Source organism: Glaciecola sp. G7-5 (assembly GCF_055808975.1).
Genome location: NZ_CM147892.1, coordinates 3,330,910 through 3,351,099 on the forward strand (window position 1 = coordinate 3,330,910; position 20,190 = coordinate 3,351,099).

Below are 20,190 nucleotides of genomic sequence, written 5' to 3' on the forward strand. Positions count from 1 at the left end.
ACCGTGTCTAAAATCGCCTTTTATGGATTAGGAAACATGGGACTTGCGATGGCGAGTAATCTACTGAAAACTGAATATGATATACATGTTTACGATCTTGTTGCGAGTCAAATGGACAAAGCTGCTGAGCAAGGTGCAACAGCCGCTAAATCAGCAACTGACGCAGTTCGTAACGCAGATGTTGTGATTAGTATGTTGCCTGCCGGTAAGCACGTAAAGCAGTTGTATTCAGATATCATTAATGACGCCAAGCCAAATACGCTTTTTATTGACTGCAGTACTATAGATGCTAGCGATGCGAGAAGCCTACATAGGATGTTGGAAGAACAAGGTCATCGCTTTGTTGACGCGCCTGTTTCTGGTGGTGTTGCTGGCGCAAAGGCAGCGACACTTACCTTTATAATTGGTGGTCATGATAATGTGGTAAACCAAGCAATCGAGGTATTGCAGCATATGGGCAGCAATTGTTTTCACGCAGGTGAAGCAGGGGCAGGGCAAGTCGCAAAAATATGCAATAATATGTTACTGGCTATTTTAATGGCGGGCACTAGCGAAGCATTAAAATTGGCTATAGACAACGGGCTTGACCCTAAGGTAATGTCACAAATTATGCGCCAAAGCTCTGGCAATAATTGGACCTTAGAAAAGTATAATCCTGTGCCCAATGTAATGGAAAATGTCCCTTCTTCAAATGCCTACCAAGGTGGCTTTATGGTTGATTTGATGAACAAGGATTTGCATTTGGCGATGAGTGCCGCAGCAGCTAATCAGTCAGTGGTACCAATGGGTGCTATGGCAAAGTCGTTGTATCAATTGCATGCTCTTAAAGGAAATGGCGCTAAGGATTTTTCGTCCATTTATGAAGCGTACCTACAACAAGAATAGGTGTTTTTTAGCCCTATAAAATACTAGGATAATTTATTAATAAGGCCCTGTTTTTAGACCGCGATGGCATAATCAATGAGAATTATGGCTATGTTCACTCAATAGACAAGTTTAGCTTTGTTGAGGGGATATTCGATTTGGTAAAGCGTGCCAAGCAATTGCAGTACAAAGTGATTGTCGTAACGAATCAATCAGGCATCGGGCGCGGTTATTATACTGAAGAATGCTTTTTCAAATTAAATGAGTGGATGCTTAACTACTTTAGGCAGAAAAAAGCCGATATTGATAAGGTCTACTTTTGCCCTCATCACCCCAGCGAAGCGATTGGGTCATATAAGAAAGCATGCAATTGTCGTAAACCTTCTCCAGGCATGGCTTTGCGTGCGCAAAAAGAATTTGCGCTCGATCTCAAACAGTCAATCATGGTAGGTGACAAACCCTCAGATATGGCCTTTGCAGTCAATGCAAAAATCGCATATGCATTTTTGCTTGGCCAAAGTGTCTCTAAATTGCCGACTATTCAGTCACAAACGCATATTGAAAAAATCGATTCTTTAGATCAAGTTACTTTTCTTGAGTAATTTGTTTACTCTGCATTAAATCTTAAACAATTAAGTTTTTTATTCTACATTCAGATCTACTACATATATTATATTGAATATTTCTTAAGTGATTGAAATATATTGTTAATATTTTATTTCAGCAGCTAATTAAAAAACAATGGATAATTTGATTGTCTCGCGTTGATAACTTTTTCTTAATTAGATGTTGAACGATTAAGAAAAGTATTACATACTCTGTCGCATGTTGTTTACAAATAATTCACAAAATATCGCTGATGCAGTATCAACGGTATTTTCGGTTTCCCACTTCACAAGTTGATATACTATGAACACTACTTTAAAAAAGCCTACCTTGTCATTTTGGCAAATTTGGAACATGTGCTTTGGATTTTTGGGCATCCAGTATGGCTTTGGTCTACAGCAAGCAAATTTAAGTCCTATATTTACTTATCATGGCGCATCTTATGATGAACTGCCCATGCTTTGGCTAGCCGGTCCGGTAACCGGGCTACTTATACAACCCTTGATTGGTGCGCTAAGCGACCGTACATGGACTCGTTTTGGACGTCGCAAGCCCTTTTTCATGTGGGGTGCGTTAATAGGTAGTGCAGCCGTTATGTTCATGCCTTATGTTCCTGAACTATGGATGGTAGTAGGTTTGTTCTGGATTTTAGATGCGGCTATGAATACCGCGATGGAACCCTACCGTGCGATGGTTGGGGATATGGTAAATCGTCCTCAGCGTCCGTTTGCTTTTGCCTTACAAACATTCATGATTTCTACTGGACAAATATTAGCCAGCTTAATGCCCGTTATTATGTTAGCCGTGGGTGTATCGGCGGTAACTGATGGTACGCAAATCCCTGATATTGTTAAATTTTCTTTTGTCATTGGAGTTGTGGTTATTATTATCACGGCAATTTGGTCTTTTACAAAAACGCAAGAATACCCGCCTGAAAATATCGAAGCTTTCCAAGCTGAAAATAAAGGAAAGGTATTATCAAGCGTACTCCCTGATTTACTTTCTGCATTCAAAGAGATGCCTAAATCATTACGGCAATTGTGGTGGGTAAAATTAGTAACGTGGTTTGGGTTGCCGCTAATGTGGCAGTATTTATCATTATCTATTGCTTATCATGTGTATAACGCGCCTACACCTGATTCACCTGGATTTGCAGAAGGTACTGCCCAAGGCGGTACTGCTTTTGCGGTCATGCATATATCCACCCTTGTGATGTCGTTTTTTATTGCTAAAACAGTACACAGGTTTGGCGATAATCGCGTGTATGCCTTTTGTTTATTAGTGGGTGGCTTAGGCTTTTTGTCTATGCAACTGACCACAGATCTATATATGACGCTAGCATGTATGGCTTTAGTGGGTGTTGGTTGGGCTGGGGTCATTACTGTGCCATTTATTATGTGTGCGAATGTTGCACCAGCTTTAAGAATTGGGGTTTACATGGGGCTTTTAAATGCCATGATTTGCCTCCCTCAAATTATGGAAATGTTAAGTATTGGGTTAATTTATGACTCAGTATTGGGCGGTGATCCTCGCAATGCACTTGCTTTTTGTGGCCTATTATTCTTATTAGGTAGCGCCCTAGCACTTAGAATAAATACTAGTGCAGATAGCCTTGCCGGCGAAGCACGAGAAAATAAATCTGAGCAGGGAAAATAAAGAAATTATGAAATTAGCCAATATTGAAAGAAAGTGGTGGAAAGAAGCGGTTGTTTATCAAATTTATCCGCGCAGTTTTCAAGACTCAAACGGCGATGGTGTTGGGGATTTGCGTGGCATCATTAATCGGCTTGATTACATCAAGAGTTTGGGCATAGACGTTGTTTGGTTAAATCCATGCTATCGCTCTCCAAATGACGACAACGGCTATGACATTTCGGATTATCGTGAAATTATGGCCGAGTTTGGCACTATGGCTGATTTTGACGAATTGCTCGAAGGGATGCATCAACGTGGCATTAAGCTTGTTATGGATTTAGTGGTAAATCATTCAAGTGATGAGCACCAGTGGTTTAAGCAGTCGCGTTCTTCAAGAGACAATCCATACCGTGACTACTATCATTGGTGGCCTGCCGAAAAAGGCACACCTCCTGCTCGCTGGAGTTACTTTGATGTAAATGGTGATGCATGGAAGTATGATGAACAAACAGATGCTTATTATTTACATTACTTTTCCCAGAAACAGCCTGATTTAAATTGGGAAAACCCTAAAGTCAGAGAAGAAATTTATGACATGATGCACTTTTGGTTTGCAAAGGGTATTGATGGATTTCGAATGGATGTTATTACCTTTATTTCAAAGCACGAAAACTATCCAGAGTTTGAAGCCGTATATCAAGGTCAGAAAATGATTGATAAGTATGCACAAGGGCCTCGCTTACATGAATACTTGCACGAGATGAATCGTGAAGTGTTGAGTAAATACGACATTATGACCGTAGCCGAAGGTCCTGGTACGCACACCGATAACGTCTTAGATTTAGTTGATGAGTCACGCCAAGAACTGAATATGAATTATCACTTTGACCACGTTTCGATAGGTGTTTCAGACCGTGGTATTCTCAACGAAGACTTCCAGAATGTGGTGAAACTAAAAGAAGTGATGTCAGCATGGGATGCGGCATTGAGTACGAAAGGATGGAACACGGTATATTTTGGTAATCATGATTTTCCGCGCATGGTTTCTCGTTTCGCCAGTGATTTACCCGAATATAGAGCAAGCGCATCTAAAATGCTCAGTACTTATTTACTATCAATGCGTGGTACACCTTATTACTACATGGGTGATGAAATTGGCATGTCAAACATCAAGTTTGATAGGATTGACGACTATAATGACCTGATGACAATCAATTGGTATCATTTAACAGAACAAGAAGGTGGTGACACTGAAGCCCTGTTGGCTTCCCATAAAATAACAGGTAGAGATAATGCGCGTACACCAATGCAATGGGACGATACCACGAACGCTGGCTTTAGTTCTAATGCGCCATGGTTAAAAGTTAACCCTAATTATACAAAGGTAAATGTTGCCGAGCAGCAAAATAGGCCAGATTCGGAGCTTAATTATTTTCGTAAGTTGGTAGCGCTTCGCAAAGAGAATTTGACCCTAGTTTATGGTAGCTATGAGTTGCTTTATCCAGAGCATACCCAATTGTACGCTTATACCAGAAGCTTAGATGATAATAAATTATTAGTCTTACTTAACTTTTCTGACCAAGCACTAGAACAAAGCTTGTCAGATAATATTTGTTTAGGGGACGTACTAATAAATAATCTATCTACTTTTAGCTGTGAGGATAATAAAATTAGATTAGAGCCTTATCAAGCGATAATCTTTGATATCTCGGCGCAGTAAGTAACCTGAAGAGAATAGTGAAAATGGTAAAAACGTTTCTAGCACAGGCGGGTGTAATATGTCGGTAAGCCGAAAGCGAAATCTTACTTTAAAGGATGTAGCTTTTGCTCTAAATACATCTACAGCGACAATATCTAATGCCTTTAATCGTCCGGACCAGTTGTCAGTCAATAAACGAACGAAGATACTCGCTGCTTGTAAGGAACTGGGCTATGCTGGCCCCAACAAGGCTGCGCAAATTTTACGTAAGGGCAAGTCTAATATTATAGCTTTAGTGCTCGCCGATAATATTGAGTATATGGTGACAGATCCTGTTGCGAGCTCTTTTATTCAAGGTGTTACACGAGTCCTTAAGAAAAATGGCAAGCATTTATTGTTATATGCTGGTGATTCACAAAATATTCGTGACGTGATTGACTTTGTTGATTGTTTCATCTGTTACGGCTCGCCACGCAATGCCTCGTTAATTAGTCAAGTTAGTATACAAAGCAAGCCAGTTGTTACCGTTGATTTTAATCTAAAAGGCTCGCCGTCGGTGAATATTGACAACGATACCGCAGCCTATGAAATAGCAAAATCAGCCATAAAAAAGACAGACAGAGTCGCCATTATTGGCTTACGACTAATAGATGCGAATCACACTTGTCGCATATACGATGCTCCATTATTGGATATAGAACACTGCGTGACCCACAGACGTCTTGAAGGTTACTTTAAAGCGATTGAAGAGCTAGGTGTCGACTTAATAAGTGGCGCCATTTGGCATACGCCCGAGAATAAACATATGTATGCTAAACAAGCCGCACTAGAGGTACTTAATTCCCATCCCAAACCCACGGTAGTACTTTGTATGAGCGATTTAATTGCTATTGAAGTGTTGCAGTGTGCTAAGGATTTGAATATTAAAGTGCCTGAGGAATTACGCATTACCGGTTTCGACGGTATAGGCGAAGTAAAACGAGTAAGTCCTCATATCTCGACAGTGAGTCAATCAAGTGTAGAAAAAGGAGTTGTTGCGGCCACCATGTTAATCAATGGTGACACTAATAGTGTTGTACTCCCTTATGAGCTTCAAGCTGGAGGCACTATATAGGTGCCTCGATTAGTTACTTAAGATACTGCGTCTTGTGGCTAGTGACTTGTTGCAGCCGTTAGTTTTAGCAAATAGTCATCGTGCGGCATAAATTGGGCTAAAGGCTGATTCTTTGCATCGCGTATTTGTTCAAAGATGCGCAATAACTCTTCCTTTTTCAAGACCTTGGCGGCAGGGTGGTAGTCTTTAGGATAACTGCCTTGTCCCATCATGACTTGTAGCCACGAAGCGTCTCTGAAAATATCGTTATTATCATTGAACACCGCCGCAGTATCAGCAAAGGTTGCCATTTTGCTTGCCAATCGCTGCGGAATCTTCATATTACGCATATCGTTCCAGAAATCAGAATCATCACGTTCGGTTAAATGGTAATGCAATACAATAAAGTCTCTGATGGTTTCAAACTCTTGCTTAGACTCAGCGTTGTAAGCGTCAACGGTAGAGTCGTAAATGCCTTCATTTGGGAACATTTTGAGTAAACGAACTAAGCCCGACTGAATAAGGTGAATACTTGTTGATTCTAAGGGCTCTAAAAAGCCGCTAGATAGCCCTAAAGAAACCACGTTTTTATGCCATTGTTGCTCGGTTCTGCCGGTGCAAAAGCGTATTTTTCTAGGTTCATCTAATGCGGGTGAATCTAGATTAGACATCAAGGTTTCTTCAGCTTTACTCTCAGTCATATATTGGTCGCTGTAGACGATTCCATTGCCGTTTCTGGTCGTCAGTGGAATACGCCATTGCCAACCAACAGAGTGCGCAATACTGCGAGTGTAGGGAAGTGTTTTTTCAAAACGTTTGGTCGGCACTGCAAGGGCTGTATTGGCCGTTAAATAATGTGACCAGTCTTCATAGGCAACGCCCATTATTTGTTTGATCAGTAGCCCTCTAAATCCGGTGCAATCTATAAATAAATCGGCAAAAAGCTCGCTACCGTTATGTAACTTAAGCTTAGTGATAAAGCCGCTGGTGTCATCTATTGCTACTTTATCGATAATCCCTTCATGGCGAGTAACGCCCATTTTTTCAGCGAGCTTTCTTAAGTATTGGCCATATAAGGCGGAGTCGAAATGATAAGCATATTGCATTTCAAATATTGGGTTGGGGTTTTTTATTTTACCGACTTTGCCCGCTTTACAAGCAAGGTAATTTAAGTCGTAATCCCATAGAGAATAGGGTAGGCCTAATTCTTTGGCGCGTAGCCAATAATGTTGAAAATTACAAAAGCCCATATTGGTACCTGGGGCACCAAAAGTATGTAAATAGCTCTCTCCTTTTACACGCCAGTTTTCAAATTGAATTGCAAGCTTAATTGTGCCATTTGTTTCACGTAAAAAATCCTTTTCATCAATGCCCAAATATTTATTAAATACCTGTATGGGCGGGATAGTAGCTTCTCCAACACCAACAATACCAATATCTTCAGATTCGACGAGGGCAACATCAACTTCATTTCCTAATACTTTCTTTAACAGCGCCGCAGCCATCCAGCCCGCAGTACCGCCGCCAGCAATAAGCACTTTTCTAACTGCACTAGGGTGCTTACTATTAGCGTTTTCTTTTGTTTTCATTGTTGTATATCCCTGAAGTAATTGAGCTATTTAGGCAATATTCATATGTCAAATAATATCACTTTTGAAGACCCGAGTGTATCTTCGAAGTCTTAGCGTACTCATTAAAAAAGCCCCTTCAGTAAGTGCCGAAGGGGCTTGGTGTTAGCCTTACTTTACAACAACTCGATTTTAATAAAACGAGTAGTTAAAGTTAAGAATATAAGACGGTCCAAATTGACGACGCGTCGTTACGATCCCGTCAGCATTAATTGTTTCTTCGTCTTCGTCAGTTAGGTTAGTACCTTGTAGAGAAACACGTAGACCTTTTAAGTAATCATTGCTTGAATCAGCAAAATCATAGCTTATTTGAGCATCTACTAAGGTTACGCCATCTCTAGTTGCCCCAGCGATTTTGTTAGACCCACCGCGCTCATAGGTAGCAAACTCAGAACGGTCAGTAGCCGCGACTCTAAATTCAAAACCATTCATTTCGTAATATGCAGTCAGTGAGATAACCTCATCAGATTGGCCTGGAATCGCAGAGCCATCGTCAAGTGACGCGTTAATGCGTGTTGCAGATGCGGCAATACCAAACCCTTCAAGTGCATCAACATACATACCTAGCGGTAAATTAGCCGTTACTTCAAGACCACTTACTTTACCTTTGTTGCCATCTTCAAAGGAGTTGAAGATACCAAAGTCTGGTGGCGTAATTAGGTCACCAATTGCATAAGCATCACCCGTTGAACCATTGTAGGTACCGGCTTCATCAGCGATACGGTCATGGAAACCAGGGATGAAGTAGTTTGCACCACCGGCAGTCTCATCATTTGTGAAATCAATGAAACGAGCATTGTCACGAGTCCAGTTGGTTAGGTCTTTGTAGAACGCAGCGACAGAGATATAACCTTCACCATCAAAATAATGTTCGAAAGATAAATCGTAGTTATTCGATTCAAGCGGTTGTAGATGTGGGTTACCGGCTACTTTACTCCAAGGACTGTTGCCGCCATTAGGGTCAAGAATAAAATCGTTTGTCGCGGCGATCAAATCGATGTTTTGATCGAATTTAACAAAACCAGACACTTGCATTTGGTCAACACGCGCGCGGCTTATTGTTTTATGTGCTGCTGCGCGAACAAATGTGTTCTCTGCAACTTCAAGGCTTAGGTTTACGCTAGGAAGTATATGATTATAGTCTGCACCGTCAGTTAAAATACAATCTTGGTCGATTTGGCCGTTGTTATCATCATCACATACCGCGAAGTTTGCACCAACGATGCCGTTATAACCCGTTGAAGATTGGTCAGTTTGTACGTACTGAACACCAATATTACCGGTAAGTAACATGTCATTAATTTCGCTTTCAAAGTCACCTTTTACGTAAAGTGTAAGTACTTCTTCTTCAACAACATAAGTATCACCTAAACGGTCTGGTTCTAATAGACCTGCATCGTTCAAAGTATAGGTACCATCGTTATACGGTGCGAAGCCGTCATAAGCAACAACTTGACCCATGCCAGCCCAAGTTAAATCAGCTAAACCGTATACATAAGCAGAAGGAATGCTTGTAGAGAAAGGGTATGCACTAGATGTTGCAAAAAAGCCTTTATTGTCTTTGTCTTTATAACGGTCAGAATAATTTACACCAAAGGTAATATCGGTAAATAACTCACCGTCTAGAATACCGCGTGCTTCAAAACGTACGGTGGTTAGTTCTTCTGAGAAATCAGCGTAGTTTAAGAAACCATCTTGCGCGTTGTTATAATCAAAAGGAGTACCATTTGTTGTTAGTACGCCAGTGGTGAATTGATCCGCTAAGTTAGCTAAGCCGCCACCCCAGGTTTGTGGGCCAGTAAGTTGTAGCGCATTAGGATCTGCAAAAGCATCAAGGCCTGAACTATCGGTAAAGAAAACGCCTTCTCGACTCATTTGGAAGGTACGAGAACCTAACTGATCAGAAGTTAACGTACCTGAACGTGCTAAACCAGCATAAGATTCGCCACGAAGATCGCGTTTTGTGGATTCACTGCGAGCAGCATCAAGTTCTACCGTCCAGTTATCATTTACTGCGTATTCGATATTAAGACCAAATACCTGTAAATCACCGTCTTTCTGTAGAGGGTCAGTACGTAGAACTGGGTTGGCGCCTACTTGTGTTCCTGAGTTATTTACGCCGTCACCTGTAACATTAACTGCGTTAAAAGGTTCGATAAATCCGCGTAAAACACCTGAATCAGAATAGTCGATATTTAGCGCGTCAACAACGATATCTAAATCGTCTGTTGGACGAAATTGTAGGATTGCTGAGACTGTTTCGCGTTCAAGCTTTGTACTTATCGCTTGGGTGTCCAAACCAGAAGGGGTAACCAAGCCTGTATCAGGGTCAGTGTTGTAGCCCCAAACACCATATTTACGCTGATTATTAGGAGACTCTGTTGACGCAAGAGCAACCGCTAAACCAATGGTGTCATCAGCAAATTTCTCAACAAAAGAAAGAGAAAAACGCTTACCTTTATTATCAAACTCGGGGTTGTCAGCATCAGAACCACTTGATTCAAAACTACCATTGAAAGTTAAGGTTTCTTTCGCACTGAGTGGACGCACGGTCTGCAAATCTACAGTACCACCAATACCTTGAATGAGTAAGGTTGCATCAGAGGTTTTATAAATTGTTGCGCCGGTCATAATTTCCGACGGATACAAATCATATTCGACGCCACGGTTGTCACCGATACCAATTAATTCACGACCATTTAATGAGGTGCCGGTAAAATCTTCTTTAAAACCACGAACAGAAATCCCCGACGTTCTTCCGCCTACACGTTCGCCAGCTAGACCCGGTAAACGAGACAAAGATTCAGCTATTGAAGAGTCAGGCAGCTTACCAATATCTTCTGCCGAAATGGCTTCTACAATATTGCTGTTGTCTTGTTTGATGGCTTGAGCGCGTATCAGTGAACCGCGAATACCGCTTACCGCAATGACTTCTACATCTGCTTCTGCTTCGTTATTGTTAGGTGTTTGTGCAAAAACAGCTGTCGTGGTGAGTGCAGATGCTACCGCCAATGACAGCAAAGCAGGTTTAAAGAGTTGATTTTTTTTCATTTGTATAGCCTTTCTGTGTGCGTGGTTATAAAAAGTATGTTGCATTGTTGTTAATAATATTGAATCTAAAATTATTTGCAAGCATTTTCTTAAATGATTAAGAAATATTTAGTAAAACGTAGTTAACAGTATATTACATATAAGATTACGCACCTTAATTGATTTAGAGTGTATCGGCTGGCTTTGTTATTATGAAGAGGCTAAACGTAAATACGCTTAACTTTCGAGGTTCACGTTTTTTTAACAACAAAAGTGCAAGCAAGTAGGCAAGAGCAACAAGCTCGCACAAACAAAAGCCCGCACAAACAAAAGCCCGAGCTAAGTCACGGCTGATGCTAGGCTTTTGTAGATATGGAATTGGCCGCTCGTTAAGAGTAAAACAAAGCGGCCGGTTTATAGCGAATTTACTGACGAGAAGTTTATAGTAAGGAAGCTGTTTATTTGTCGCTAAAATCCTTCAAGTGCTTAATCGAACGGCTGAGTAAGTTAGTGTCTAAATCCACTAAAACTTTCGTTTGTGTCTCTATATTAGTCACTTCATAACTACCGTCTTTAGCTACTTTTGTCATAAGCGGGTACTTGACTACAATGACACTGTTGTCTTGCGTCGTCACCATCCATTGGCGGCTAGGGTTTTGTAATGCCTGGCCGGTTGAAAAGCGAATAGAGGGTGCTAAGCAACCAAACTCGCTTAATACTGTAGGAATAATGTCTTCATTACTAGAGACTTGTGTGGCGTCTACAAAGTTACTCCACAGCCTGAATGGAGCCATTTCATTTTCATTTTTACTCCGACCAATAACAAGCATATTAGTCGTGGGCACTAGGTTTTCGAGTTCAAGCGCATTGAGTTGTTCAGAACTAAGCACTGCTAGAAAGAAGCCACTATCGCTCGTTTTAAGTGTTTCCGTAAAATCAGCAAAATCTGCGGGACTATTTTGCGTTTCTGTATAATAGGCTGTGGTGGTGTCAAAGGCATGCAACAGTTCGCTTACAACCGGCGGAGAAGTTGTCATCGACATTAAATTGCTTGGAATACCGTACAGTAACTGACGTTCAAATTGTGCAGGATCATTTTCCAAGTTTAAATGAAAGGGGTTGGCTTCTAAGCCCGTTAATAAACCGGTATCGATTGCTTCTAAACTCGCTAAAACCAATAGCTTCTTAGTTTTGTCTACACTGCAATAGACTTGCTTTGGCGGGTAATTAAATCGACTTGCTTCACTGTTGTATTGCAATTCTTCTTGCTGTAAACGTTCTTGTAGGTCAATAAAACCATAGCGCGCCATTAAGGTTTTGGCCGTTGCAGGGTAGGAAAGGGGAAACATATTGTCTTGTTTTAGCACAGGTGTATACAAGCGGGCATCAGCCCAAACATGAATTGCATGACTGCTTACAAAACATAACACAAAGCCAACAATAACAAAGGGCGCAAACTTTATGCGCTGAAAACGGTTAATCCGCTTAAAAATAGCATTTGCGATAACAAGTTGAAACATCAGCCAAATAATAAACAGCAAAATTAAATAAAACCACTGCAACCATCCAAAAGCACTCATATGTCCTTGGGCTTCATTGCGCAGCAATTCGGCAGAACTAAAACTGATATGAAACCCAGTCTTGTTGTATAAAAGCGCATCAAAAGCTAACAAGGCCAAGCCCAACGCCGCAATAATTGACGCTGTTGCTTTTAATACATTTAGGTTGGTGACTTTGTAGCAAAGCGGTAAAATTAAAATGATAAAACCAAGAAAGGTAATAAAACTGGTATGTCCTAGCCAAGTGCTAATTAAATAGATAAAGCTTATTAAGGTATCGGGTATAGGTGATGAGAAAAGATATACCGAAGATATTGTCGTCGCCAAGACAATATTAGCCAATGCGAACCAATGTCCCCAACTAACCTGTTGGGTGATCTGTTTTCTACGTGGGGATTCATTGTAAATCATGATGCTGGACTATTTGCACTTTTTTCAAGGCGTCACAAAATTGATCTATCATTTTTGCTCGTATGTCTTCTCTTACTTGATGTTGGAAAATATTAGCTAATACATTGCCTAACACCATTATGGATAAATCACCTTTTGCTTTGTGGGTTTCTAAGGCTAAAAACACTTCTTGTGTTAGGGCGTCAAATTCTTCATTACTGTAACGCGATTGGATTGGCATTAATTTGTCCTATGATTTTTTATGAAAAACTCGTTACAATTACCGTATACAAAATATAAGTACAGTAATTCGAGTTATTGCAAAGTATAATGCTTGCATTAATTTTCACCAACTTTTTGTTTTCCCAGTGTATTTATTAAGCATTTAAGGGAAACTATCACTGTAAGGTTATCACATCATATATGAGTGCAAACGTAAATGAGTTTGTTGTCCATCAAATTAGTTTATCTGAAGAAGGTAAACTCATCTTTATTCCAAGACCAAGTTGTTTTGAGCTTTCTAGCCCAATAGTTGATCTTGCCACCGAATTGCATAGCAACTTTAACGCTAAGCCGAGTAAAGGTGTGGGCGGCTTTGCCAACGAACTAGACCCGACCATGCGCGAATTGATAGAGCAAATGATTAATAAGTCGATTGCTTTTCATGACTTTAGTGTACAAGCGAGTCAACACCTGATTAAAACGATAACTGACGAAGCAATGCTAGAGACTGGCTACGTCGTATTTAGTTTGTATAATTATTTAGCTACTGACTATTTACTTATTGCCATGCTCGATACAAAAGAATCTATGTCAGTGAATCAAGATCTGGATTTAGCTTCTAATAAGTTTTTAGAATTAAGCAAAATGCAAATCGCTGTGCGCATAGACCTCACACAATTAGATGTTAATCCTGGTGACGACCGGTATATCAGTTTCATCAAGGGTAGAATGGGACGCAAGGTCTCAGATTTTTTCATGAGCTTTATTGGTTGTGAAGAAAAAGTGGATACCAAAGCACAGAACAAACAATTTGTGCAGCATTTAGACAGCTATTTAGCAACCCAAGCACTTGATGCAAACGAAAAGCATGAACATCGTCAAAGCGTATCAAAATATTATAAAGAGAAAGCTGATTTAGGCGAAGATGTCGCTATTAAGGAACTCGATAGCATCTTACCTGCAATGTCAGAAGGCGAACACAGTTTCGCGCAGTACAATGCTGGTTTAGAGCAACCTCTTGAACCTAGCTTTCAAGCTGACAAATCTATGATCAACATCATGAATAAATTTTCAGGCGCGGGTGGCGGAATAAGCCTGAGTTTTGAACGTAAGCTACTCGGTCAGCGTGTGCATTATGATGTCAACACCGATACCTTAACGATAATGGGATTGCCACCAAATTTAAAAGATCAATTAACGAAAACAGCAAAAGGCGACAATAATTAATGAAGTTATTTGTCAACGACCTCACGGTAATGGACTTTTCTTACTTATGCCCGGAGCGGGGAATGGTTGGAGAAAGCTGGATTGTAGACGTGGTACTAGATGGTGGCCTTAACGACGAAAGCATGGTGCAAGATTTTGGCATTGTGAAAAAGCAACTCAAAAAAGTCATTGATGACTATGTAGATCACAAGCTTGTTGTGCCTGCTGATCATAAAAACACTAAGATTCATGCGCCGGCAAACGATGGGCGCATTTTAGTTGACTTCATGTTTGCTGCTGAGCTACCAATACAACTGTTTTGTCCGCCTGAAGCCTACGCTTTTGTGTATAGCCTTGAAGGACAAGCACCATTAATTACCAAAGAATCGCTCACGGCCTATTTAAAAGATGTTATTGCCACCCATCTGCCTGAAAACGTTCAAGACATTGAAATCGTCCTTCGAGAAGAGCATATTTCAACGCCATTTTATCATTATACGCATGGCCTCAAAAAGCATGATGGTAACTGTCAGCGCATTGCCCATGGGCATCGTTCAAAAATTCTCATTGATGAAGACGGAAAACCGTCTGAGAAATGGCAGCAATACTGGGCGAATAGGTGGTCTGATATTTACATTGGTAGTAACGAAGATATTGTAAACGCGAGTGATTTGAGCTTTTCCTTGCTCAATGATTCACCTGTGTACTGTTTCAAATATGAGGCGTCACAAGGTGAGTTTGAAATGGCGATTGCACAACAAGTATGTGAACTAATAGATCAGGATTCGACGGTCGAATGTTTGGCGCAATATATATTCGATCAAACACGAAAAGAAACAACAGCTGCGCTTAGCGTAAGAGCGTTTGAAGGCGTAGGCAAAGGAGCAATTGTTGGTGATTAAATTTGCAAACAGGTTCGTGAGTCTACTAATTTGTTTATGTATTTTCTCTAGTCATGCAGCGGGTTTAAACAGTCCAATCATACGTGGTGAGTTAACGCAAGGTAGTCTCTTGCGAGGGAAAGTGGCGGCCAATACCTTGGTAAAAGTAAACGATAGACAACTACAAGTCTCGCCACAGGGCGAGTTTGTTTTTGGTTTTGGTCGTGACGCTGGTTTAGAACAACGCTTATCTTGGAAATTAGCAAATGCTACACAATGGCAGACACGGGTTTTGTCATTGTCGAAACGAGAATATAAACTAGATAAAATTGAAGGTGTTGCACAAAAATATGTTAGCCCGCCAGCAGAGGTGCTTACACGCATACGTGAAGACAATAAGAAAATTGCGGCGGCAAGAGCGACAACGTCTTCTCATTTATACTTTAACGAAGCATTTATTCTTCCCGCACAAGGCCGCATTTCTGGTGTTTACGGGTCACAACGTATATTTAATGGTGAGCCTAAACGCCCTCATTACGGACTAGATATTGCAAATAAAACAGGCACACCAGTCGTTGCGCCGGCATCGGGTGTTGTTAGCTTGGCGCACAACGATATGTATTATTCTGGCGGCACCCTGATCATGGATCATGGCTTTGGGGTTTCATCTACCTTTATCCACCTGAGCAAATTACACGTCACTGAAGGGCAACTAGTTGAGCAAGGCGATATAATCGCCGAAATAGGGGCCACGGGTCGTGTCACCGGTCCTCATTTAGACTGGCGTATTAACTGGTTTAAAGAGCGACTTGACCCAGCCTTATTGCTAGAGCAATCAGCATTGCCAACTAATTAAAAGGCGCCATTAGCGGTGCTTCACAGGCCTAGCCATTGCATAAATAGCGCTTCGTTTTCAACCGCTATATCGCAGGTATCTGCTATCGCGTCTTGCACCTCAATGGTCAGGGTTAATAATCTGCCATCGCGCAAAACGTCAACAGGCAAGCAATCACCGAGCTTGGCCTGATTGAGGATGTGTAAAAAGCGTTTATCGTCACATTGCCACTTGTTTAAGGCAACTATAGTATCACCCACACACAATCCAGCGATACTAAGGGCTCGGCCTTCTTGAATTGAAAGCACCTTTAATTGTTTATCATTCATTGCAAGCAAGCCACCTAGGTCAACATTGGACTTTATCAAGGATGAGCGTGGACCGCCTTTGTCTTGAAAATGAGCCTGAGGGCGCATATTCATCTGTAGACCAATAGAATGCAGCAATGTAGGCAAGGGCAGGTCAATGGGACTTTGAGTGGCAAGATGTAAAAAGCTGCTTAGATCAATAGCAAATTCGCGCTGACAAATTTCTAAAATCACGTCGTCCGCGGTGCCTATTTGCGTTTTCCCATATTGTTGCCATAGGACTTGCATTAAATTATCAAGTGAAACCGTATTGTTAGACTGTTGGCGAAGCGTAATATCTAAGCACAGTGCGATGATGGCGCCTTTATTGTAATAGCTTACTATGTGATTGACTGAGCCAGCATCTTGTTTATAAAACTTCGTCCATGCATCGAAACTAGATTCACTCGCACTTTGTTTCAGTCGTCCTGGGTTTCGCAGCAAACGAGTAATCGCTTCATTAAGAATTTGCACATAATCTCGCGGCGCAATAACCTTGCTTCTAGCTAAACTAAGGTCGTCGTAAAATGAGGTAAATCCTTCATAAATCCAAAGTTGTGGCGTATAGACTTCCTCAAACAAATTAGGCTGGTGCATGACTTCTGGTTTTATTCGTTTTACATGCCAGGTATGAAATAATTCGTGGCTGCAAAGGCTTAAAAACTGTTGGTATTCTTTACTTATTTTGTCGGGCTCACCAATTACGGGAAGTTCAAAGCGACTATATTGAAGTACCGTGCTGGCCAAATGCTCTAAACCTCCAAAGCCGTTGTCACATACTAAGGTAATAAACCAGTATTCAGGGCACGGGAAATCACCAAATAAGCTAATGTGGTGTTCAATAATGGGACGAAGGTCTCGTTCAATTCGCGCTAAATCAAAATTATGGCTACCAGTAAAAACGAGATGAAAACGATATCCGAGAACTTCAAAGCAATGATCGTCAAATTGGCCAATAAGAAATGGATGGTCGATTAGATCAAAGTAATCATTTGCTACATACTCATTCTCTTGCGAATTATCTACTTTTAAAGATGTTGCTATCTCTGGCGCCAACAAAAGTGGTTGATGCTTAATGCAAACCTTATGTGAACAATACTCATAGCCTTTGGCGCATAAAAATACCGAAGTACCGTTGAAAAAGGCATATTGGTCATCGATAAAAGCACTGCGTACTGACAGGTCGAAAGCATAAATTTGATAGCTCAAACTTAACTGTTTTATATCACTACCATCTAGCTTGCTTATCTTCCATTCTTGTTTAGAGACTTGTTTGATGTCAATAGATGCTTGGGGGCTCTTCACACTATGCAGATTTCTAGCAAAATCTCTAATCATATAACTGCCTGGTATCCAGGCCGGTAGCGCGAGTACTAATTCCTTTGACGTATTTTCAAGCTCTATATGCATGCTAACTTCAAAAAGATGCTCTGCTGTGCTTAAAATCGAAAGTTCATATTCTATGTTGGCTAATTTTGATGAGGAGAGACTATTTGATGATGCAGGCATAAAGGCTCATTTGTAGATAATTTAGGACTAAAATATAGCATGCGATTGCATTTAATACATGGTTTGCAGCAAACTTCCTTGTGCTAAACTAACGCCAGTTGTAAACTCAAGGTAAATAAAGACCGCTAAATTTGTAAAGAGGCTAATAACGTGCGCGAAATCGAAAGACTTATTAATCATTATGGCGAAAGTCATCAAAACAAAACCAATATCGCGATTCATGCAATTGCGGTTCCCAGCATATTTTTTGTCACTATAGGTTTACTTTGGTCTATACCCGTGCCTGAGTTTATTGCTCAGTTTAATATTACCTTTGCCCACATATTTGCTATTCCAGCCTTATATTATTATTTTAAATTGTCAGGTCCAATTGGCGCTGCAATGACCTTACTTGTGTTATTGACCTTCGGCGGCATTAAATTATTGGTTGCAGCCGATATTAGTGTGTTATATTTTTCTATCGCGCTATTTGTAATAATGTGGATTTTGCAGTTTGTAGGTCATATCATCGAAGGAAAAAAACCTTCCTTTTTTGAAGACTTACGTTACTTATTAGTAGGTCCTGCTTGGTGGTGGGTACATTGGCTAAAAAGAATGAATATAAACTATTAGCCAGCGCTTGTTGGCACCGCTATTGTCCTCACACAAAGAGCGATGCCAACATTTTGTATCCTTAAGTTTGGTAATGGCTTGGGATTAATATGCTTAACCTAGCAAGGTTATCGTATCAAGCATCTCCATTGAAAGTGGATTTAACTTTTTGTCTTGTTGGTCTACGTTTGCGAAGGGGACTGACACCGGCAATGCGGATTTAACGCCTGCCATTACGCCCTTTTCACCTTTTAGCATTACTTGAACTGCATGAAAGCCTAACTTAGTTGCCAGTAATCTATCTTGCCAAACTGGTGAGCCACCGCGTTGCACGTGCCCAAGTGTTAATACCCTTACATCTATCCCAGTTTCTGAATGTAATGAATCTTGTAGAATATTTAAGCCGCCGGGCCATAAATTTTCTGTGATTACAATAATATGACTAGAATTAGCGCGATGTAAACGCCGTTTATTTATTTTGTCGAGGATATTAACTAGCTCTTCAGCAGACGATGTAAAAGTCTCAGGTAGGAGTACATGATCGGCACCGCTAGATATCGCAGAGTTTAATGCGATGAAGCCAGCTTCTCTTCCCATCACATCGACTAAAAATATACGTTCAAAAGATTCTGCAGTGTCACGCACTTTGTCAATGGATTCGACCGCTGTTTGTATCGCGGTATGATAGCCTATTGTGTAGTCGGTGCCGGCAATGTCGTTATCTATCGTGCCTGGACAGCCAATCACTGGCTTATCCCAAAATTGCTGAAGTCTTTCTGCGCCTTTAAAACTGCCATTTCCGCCAATAACGATAAGGCCATCTATGTCGTTATCATCAAGATTTTCCGCTGCTCTTTTTATATGCTTGTCTTGGTGAAACTTTTCACACCTTGCACTGTGTAGTACCGTCCCGCCTCGTTGTAGCAGGTTATATACGTCAATTGAGGTAAGCGTAGTGTAGTCTTGTTTGAGCAAGCCGATATAGCCCGACTTATATCCAACCACTTCTATATTGAGGCTTTGCGCAGTTAAACAGATTGATCTGATACATGCATTCATCCCTGGCGCATCTCCGCCCGACGTAAGCACAGCAATTTTCTTTATGGGCATTTGAAACCTTTAGTGTAGTTATTGTCGTAGTAAGGATAACAAATAAAATTGAAAGGAAAACAATTGCATGAAAAAATTTATCGTTTTGGCATTTGTGCTTTTGTTAGGCGGCTGTTCGACGAAGTTTGCTTACAATAATATTAATTGGCTAGTCTACTGGTACTTGGATGATTATATCGAGCTAAACAGCGAGCAAGAAGATATGTTCGACGCTATGTTAATCGATTGGATGCAGTGGCATCAACAGCATGAACTGCCTAAGTATGAGGCGCAGTTAGCCGACATCATTGCCGATATCAAAAACAAAAACATCTCAGCACAAAGCATTGCGTCGCACCGTGAGCGAGCCCGAGAACATTGGGTGCGGGCGCGGGCACATGTTGCCCCAGACTTGGTCAAACTTGGAAGCACTTTGTCGCAAGAGCAGATCATTTATTTGTTTGCCAACCTTGAAAAGGAAAATGTGGAAGACGAAGAAGAAATGGCGGAGATTAGCTCACTGAGCAAAGAAGAACGGGTTAAAAAATGGATAAAGCGGAATCAAAAAGGGATACGAAATTGGCTCGGTAATCTAAGTGATGAACAAAAAGAGTTTATTGCTACTTTTTATGACCGCTTTGAATCCACAGGCAGCCATTGGCTTGCGTACCGCCGAGCATATCAGCAACAATTAAGGCAAGTGTTTGCACGAGAAGGGCGCGGCGAATTGTTTGCAGAAACACTGCATGAGTTAATTGTCAATCCTGAACAATATAGACCCGAAGAATTTGTACAAATGCTTGAGTTAAATACGCAAGCTAGCACACAATATTTGATGGGCATCATGGAGATGGTATCTGATAAACAAACTGACCATTTACTTGAAGAAATTTCCGATCTTAAAGATGATGTTGTTAGCTTGCAAAAATAATATAATGAAAAACACTGACAAGATAGGGTAATCACCGGGGTAGCGCCTGTTAATACAGATACTATCGACAAAGAA

Annotated in this window: 16 protein-coding genes; 10 read left to right on the top strand and 6 right to left on the bottom strand. The window is 40.9% G+C overall.

Going from position 1 to position 20,190, the window contains the following annotated elements:
• Positions 1-3 precede the first annotated feature (3 nt).
• The 5 genes from mmsB (at position 4) to AC0L6H_RS14605 (ending at position 5,918) form a co-directional block, all read left to right on the top strand.
• Positions 4-885: a 3-hydroxyisobutyrate dehydrogenase gene (gene mmsB / locus AC0L6H_RS14585; protein WP_473389824.1), complete on the top strand. Its 882-nt coding sequence runs from the start codon at positions 4-6 to the stop codon at positions 883-885.
• A gap of 47 nt (positions 886-932) precedes the next feature.
• The gene (locus AC0L6H_RS14590; RefSeq protein ID WP_473394548.1) at positions 933-1,466 is read left to right on the top strand and encodes a D-glycero-alpha-D-manno-heptose-1,7-bisphosphate 7-phosphatase; all 534 of its coding nucleotides are present in this window, start codon (positions 933-935) and stop codon (positions 1,464-1,466) included.
• Positions 1,467-1,773: 307 nt separating this feature from the next.
• Complete coding sequence (locus AC0L6H_RS14595) at positions 1,774-3,126, top strand: MFS transporter (RefSeq protein WP_473389825.1); 1,353 nt, start codon at positions 1,774-1,776, stop codon at positions 3,124-3,126.
• A gap of 7 nt (positions 3,127-3,133) precedes the next feature.
• Entirely contained in the window at positions 3,134-4,825 is a 1,692-nt protein-coding gene (locus tag AC0L6H_RS14600) for a glycoside hydrolase family 13 protein (protein WP_473389827.1), read from the top strand.
• 58 nt (positions 4,826-4,883) lie between these two features.
• A complete protein-coding gene (locus tag AC0L6H_RS14605; RefSeq protein ID WP_473389828.1) occupies positions 4,884-5,918 on the top strand; it encodes a LacI family DNA-binding transcriptional regulator in 1,035 nt (344 codons plus the stop codon).
• Positions 5,919-5,956: 38 nt separating this feature from the next.
• Here the strand turns inward: AC0L6H_RS14605 and AC0L6H_RS14610 are convergent, their stop codons facing one another.
• The 4 genes from AC0L6H_RS14610 to AC0L6H_RS14625 form a co-directional block, all read right to left on the bottom strand.
• Positions 5,957-7,486 carry a tryptophan halogenase family protein gene (locus AC0L6H_RS14610; protein ID WP_473389830.1) on the bottom strand — a complete coding sequence of 510 codons (1,530 nt, stop codon included), beginning with the start codon at positions 7,484-7,486 and terminating at the stop codon, positions 5,957-5,959.
• A 171-nt stretch (positions 7,487-7,657) separates the two neighbouring features.
• A complete protein-coding gene (locus AC0L6H_RS14615; RefSeq protein WP_473389831.1) occupies positions 7,658-10,576 on the bottom strand; it encodes a TonB-dependent receptor in 2,919 nt (972 codons plus the stop codon).
• Positions 10,577-11,013: 437 nt separating this feature from the next.
• A complete protein-coding gene (locus AC0L6H_RS14620) occupies positions 11,014-12,525 on the bottom strand; it encodes a DUF3413 domain-containing protein (RefSeq protein ID WP_473389833.1) in 1,512 nt (503 codons plus the stop codon).
• Complete coding sequence (locus AC0L6H_RS14625) at positions 12,512-12,745, bottom strand: YejL family protein (protein ID WP_473389834.1); 234 nt, start codon at positions 12,743-12,745, stop codon at positions 12,512-12,514. The genes AC0L6H_RS14620 and AC0L6H_RS14625 overlap by 14 nt, the downstream gene beginning before the upstream one ends.
• A gap of 182 nt (positions 12,746-12,927) precedes the next feature.
• Between AC0L6H_RS14625 and yejK the strand changes: the two genes are divergently transcribed.
• The 3 genes from yejK to AC0L6H_RS14640 are packed head-to-tail and all read left to right on the top strand — an operon-like array spanning position 12,928 to position 15,669.
• A complete protein-coding gene (gene yejK / locus AC0L6H_RS14630; RefSeq protein WP_473389835.1) occupies positions 12,928-13,953 on the top strand; it encodes a nucleoid-associated protein YejK in 1,026 nt (341 codons plus the stop codon).
• Positions 13,953-14,834, top strand: a complete 882-nt coding sequence (locus AC0L6H_RS14635) for a 6-carboxytetrahydropterin synthase (protein ID WP_473389837.1) — start codon at positions 13,953-13,955, stop codon at positions 14,832-14,834. The genes yejK and AC0L6H_RS14635 overlap by 1 nt, the downstream gene beginning before the upstream one ends.
• Positions 14,827-15,669 carry a M23 family metallopeptidase gene (locus AC0L6H_RS14640; RefSeq protein WP_473389838.1) on the top strand — a complete coding sequence of 281 codons (843 nt, stop codon included), beginning with the start codon at positions 14,827-14,829 and terminating at the stop codon, positions 15,667-15,669. The genes AC0L6H_RS14635 and AC0L6H_RS14640 overlap by 8 nt, the downstream gene beginning before the upstream one ends.
• Before the next feature lie 20 nt (positions 15,670-15,689).
• Here the strand turns inward: AC0L6H_RS14640 and AC0L6H_RS14645 are convergent, their stop codons facing one another.
• Complete coding sequence (locus tag AC0L6H_RS14645; RefSeq protein ID WP_473389839.1) at positions 15,690-17,504, bottom strand: M61 family metallopeptidase; 1,815 nt, start codon at positions 17,502-17,504, stop codon at positions 15,690-15,692.
• Between the two features lie 150 nt (positions 17,505-17,654).
• Here AC0L6H_RS14645 and AC0L6H_RS14650 point away from each other — a divergent pair, with 150 nt between their 5' ends.
• Positions 17,655-18,116 (top strand): Mpo1 family 2-hydroxy fatty acid dioxygenase, encoded by a 462-nt coding sequence (locus AC0L6H_RS14650; RefSeq protein ID WP_473389841.1) that lies wholly within the window; start codon positions 17,655-17,657, stop codon positions 18,114-18,116.
• 93 nt (positions 18,117-18,209) lie between these two features.
• On the opposite strand, the gene AC0L6H_RS14655 is transcribed toward AC0L6H_RS14650, so the two are convergent.
• Positions 18,210-19,205 (bottom strand): ATP-dependent 6-phosphofructokinase, encoded by a 996-nt coding sequence (locus AC0L6H_RS14655; RefSeq protein WP_473389842.1) that lies wholly within the window; start codon positions 19,203-19,205, stop codon positions 18,210-18,212.
• Between the two features lie 67 nt (positions 19,206-19,272).
• Here AC0L6H_RS14655 and AC0L6H_RS14660 point away from each other — a divergent pair, with 67 nt between their 5' ends.
• On the top strand, positions 19,273-20,115 hold the full coding sequence (locus AC0L6H_RS14660; protein ID WP_473389844.1) for a DUF6279 family lipoprotein: 843 nt from the start codon (positions 19,273-19,275) through the stop codon (positions 20,113-20,115).
• Positions 20,116-20,190: the final 75 nt, after the last annotated feature.

Excerpts from the sequence above, each read along its gene's own strand:
- AC0L6H_RS14610 (WP_473389830.1), bottom strand. The coding sequence starts at position 7,486 with ATGAAAACAAAAGAAAACGCTAATAGTAAGCACCCTAGTGCAGTTAGA.
- AC0L6H_RS14625 (WP_473389834.1), bottom strand. The coding sequence starts at position 12,745 with ATGCCAATCCAATCGCGTTACAGTAATGAAGAATTTGACGCCCTAACA.
- yejK (WP_473389835.1), top strand. The coding sequence starts at position 12,928 with ATGAGTGCAAACGTAAATGAGTTTGTTGTCCATCAAATTAGTTTATCT.
- AC0L6H_RS14660 (WP_473389844.1), top strand. The coding sequence starts at position 19,273 with ATGAAAAAATTTATCGTTTTGGCATTTGTGCTTTTGTTAGGCGGCTGT.
- AC0L6H_RS14645 (WP_473389839.1), bottom strand. The coding sequence starts at position 17,504 with ATGCCTGCATCATCAAATAGTCTCTCCTCATCAAAATTAGCCAACATA.
- AC0L6H_RS14600 (WP_473389827.1), top strand. The coding sequence starts at position 3,134 with ATGAAATTAGCCAATATTGAAAGAAAGTGGTGGAAAGAAGCGGTTGTT.
- AC0L6H_RS14620 (WP_473389833.1), bottom strand. The coding sequence starts at position 12,525 with ATGATTTACAATGAATCCCCACGTAGAAAACAGATCACCCAACAGGTT.
- AC0L6H_RS14655 (WP_473389842.1), bottom strand. The coding sequence starts at position 19,205 with ATGCCCATAAAGAAAATTGCTGTGCTTACGTCGGGCGGAGATGCGCCA.
- AC0L6H_RS14615 (WP_473389831.1), bottom strand. The coding sequence starts at position 10,576 with ATGAAAAAAAATCAACTCTTTAAACCTGCTTTGCTGTCATTGGCGGTA.
- AC0L6H_RS14595 (WP_473389825.1), top strand. The coding sequence starts at position 1,774 with ATGAACACTACTTTAAAAAAGCCTACCTTGTCATTTTGGCAAATTTGG.
- AC0L6H_RS14635 (WP_473389837.1), top strand. The coding sequence starts at position 13,953 with ATGAAGTTATTTGTCAACGACCTCACGGTAATGGACTTTTCTTACTTA.
- AC0L6H_RS14605 (WP_473389828.1), top strand. The coding sequence starts at position 4,884 with ATGTCGGTAAGCCGAAAGCGAAATCTTACTTTAAAGGATGTAGCTTTT.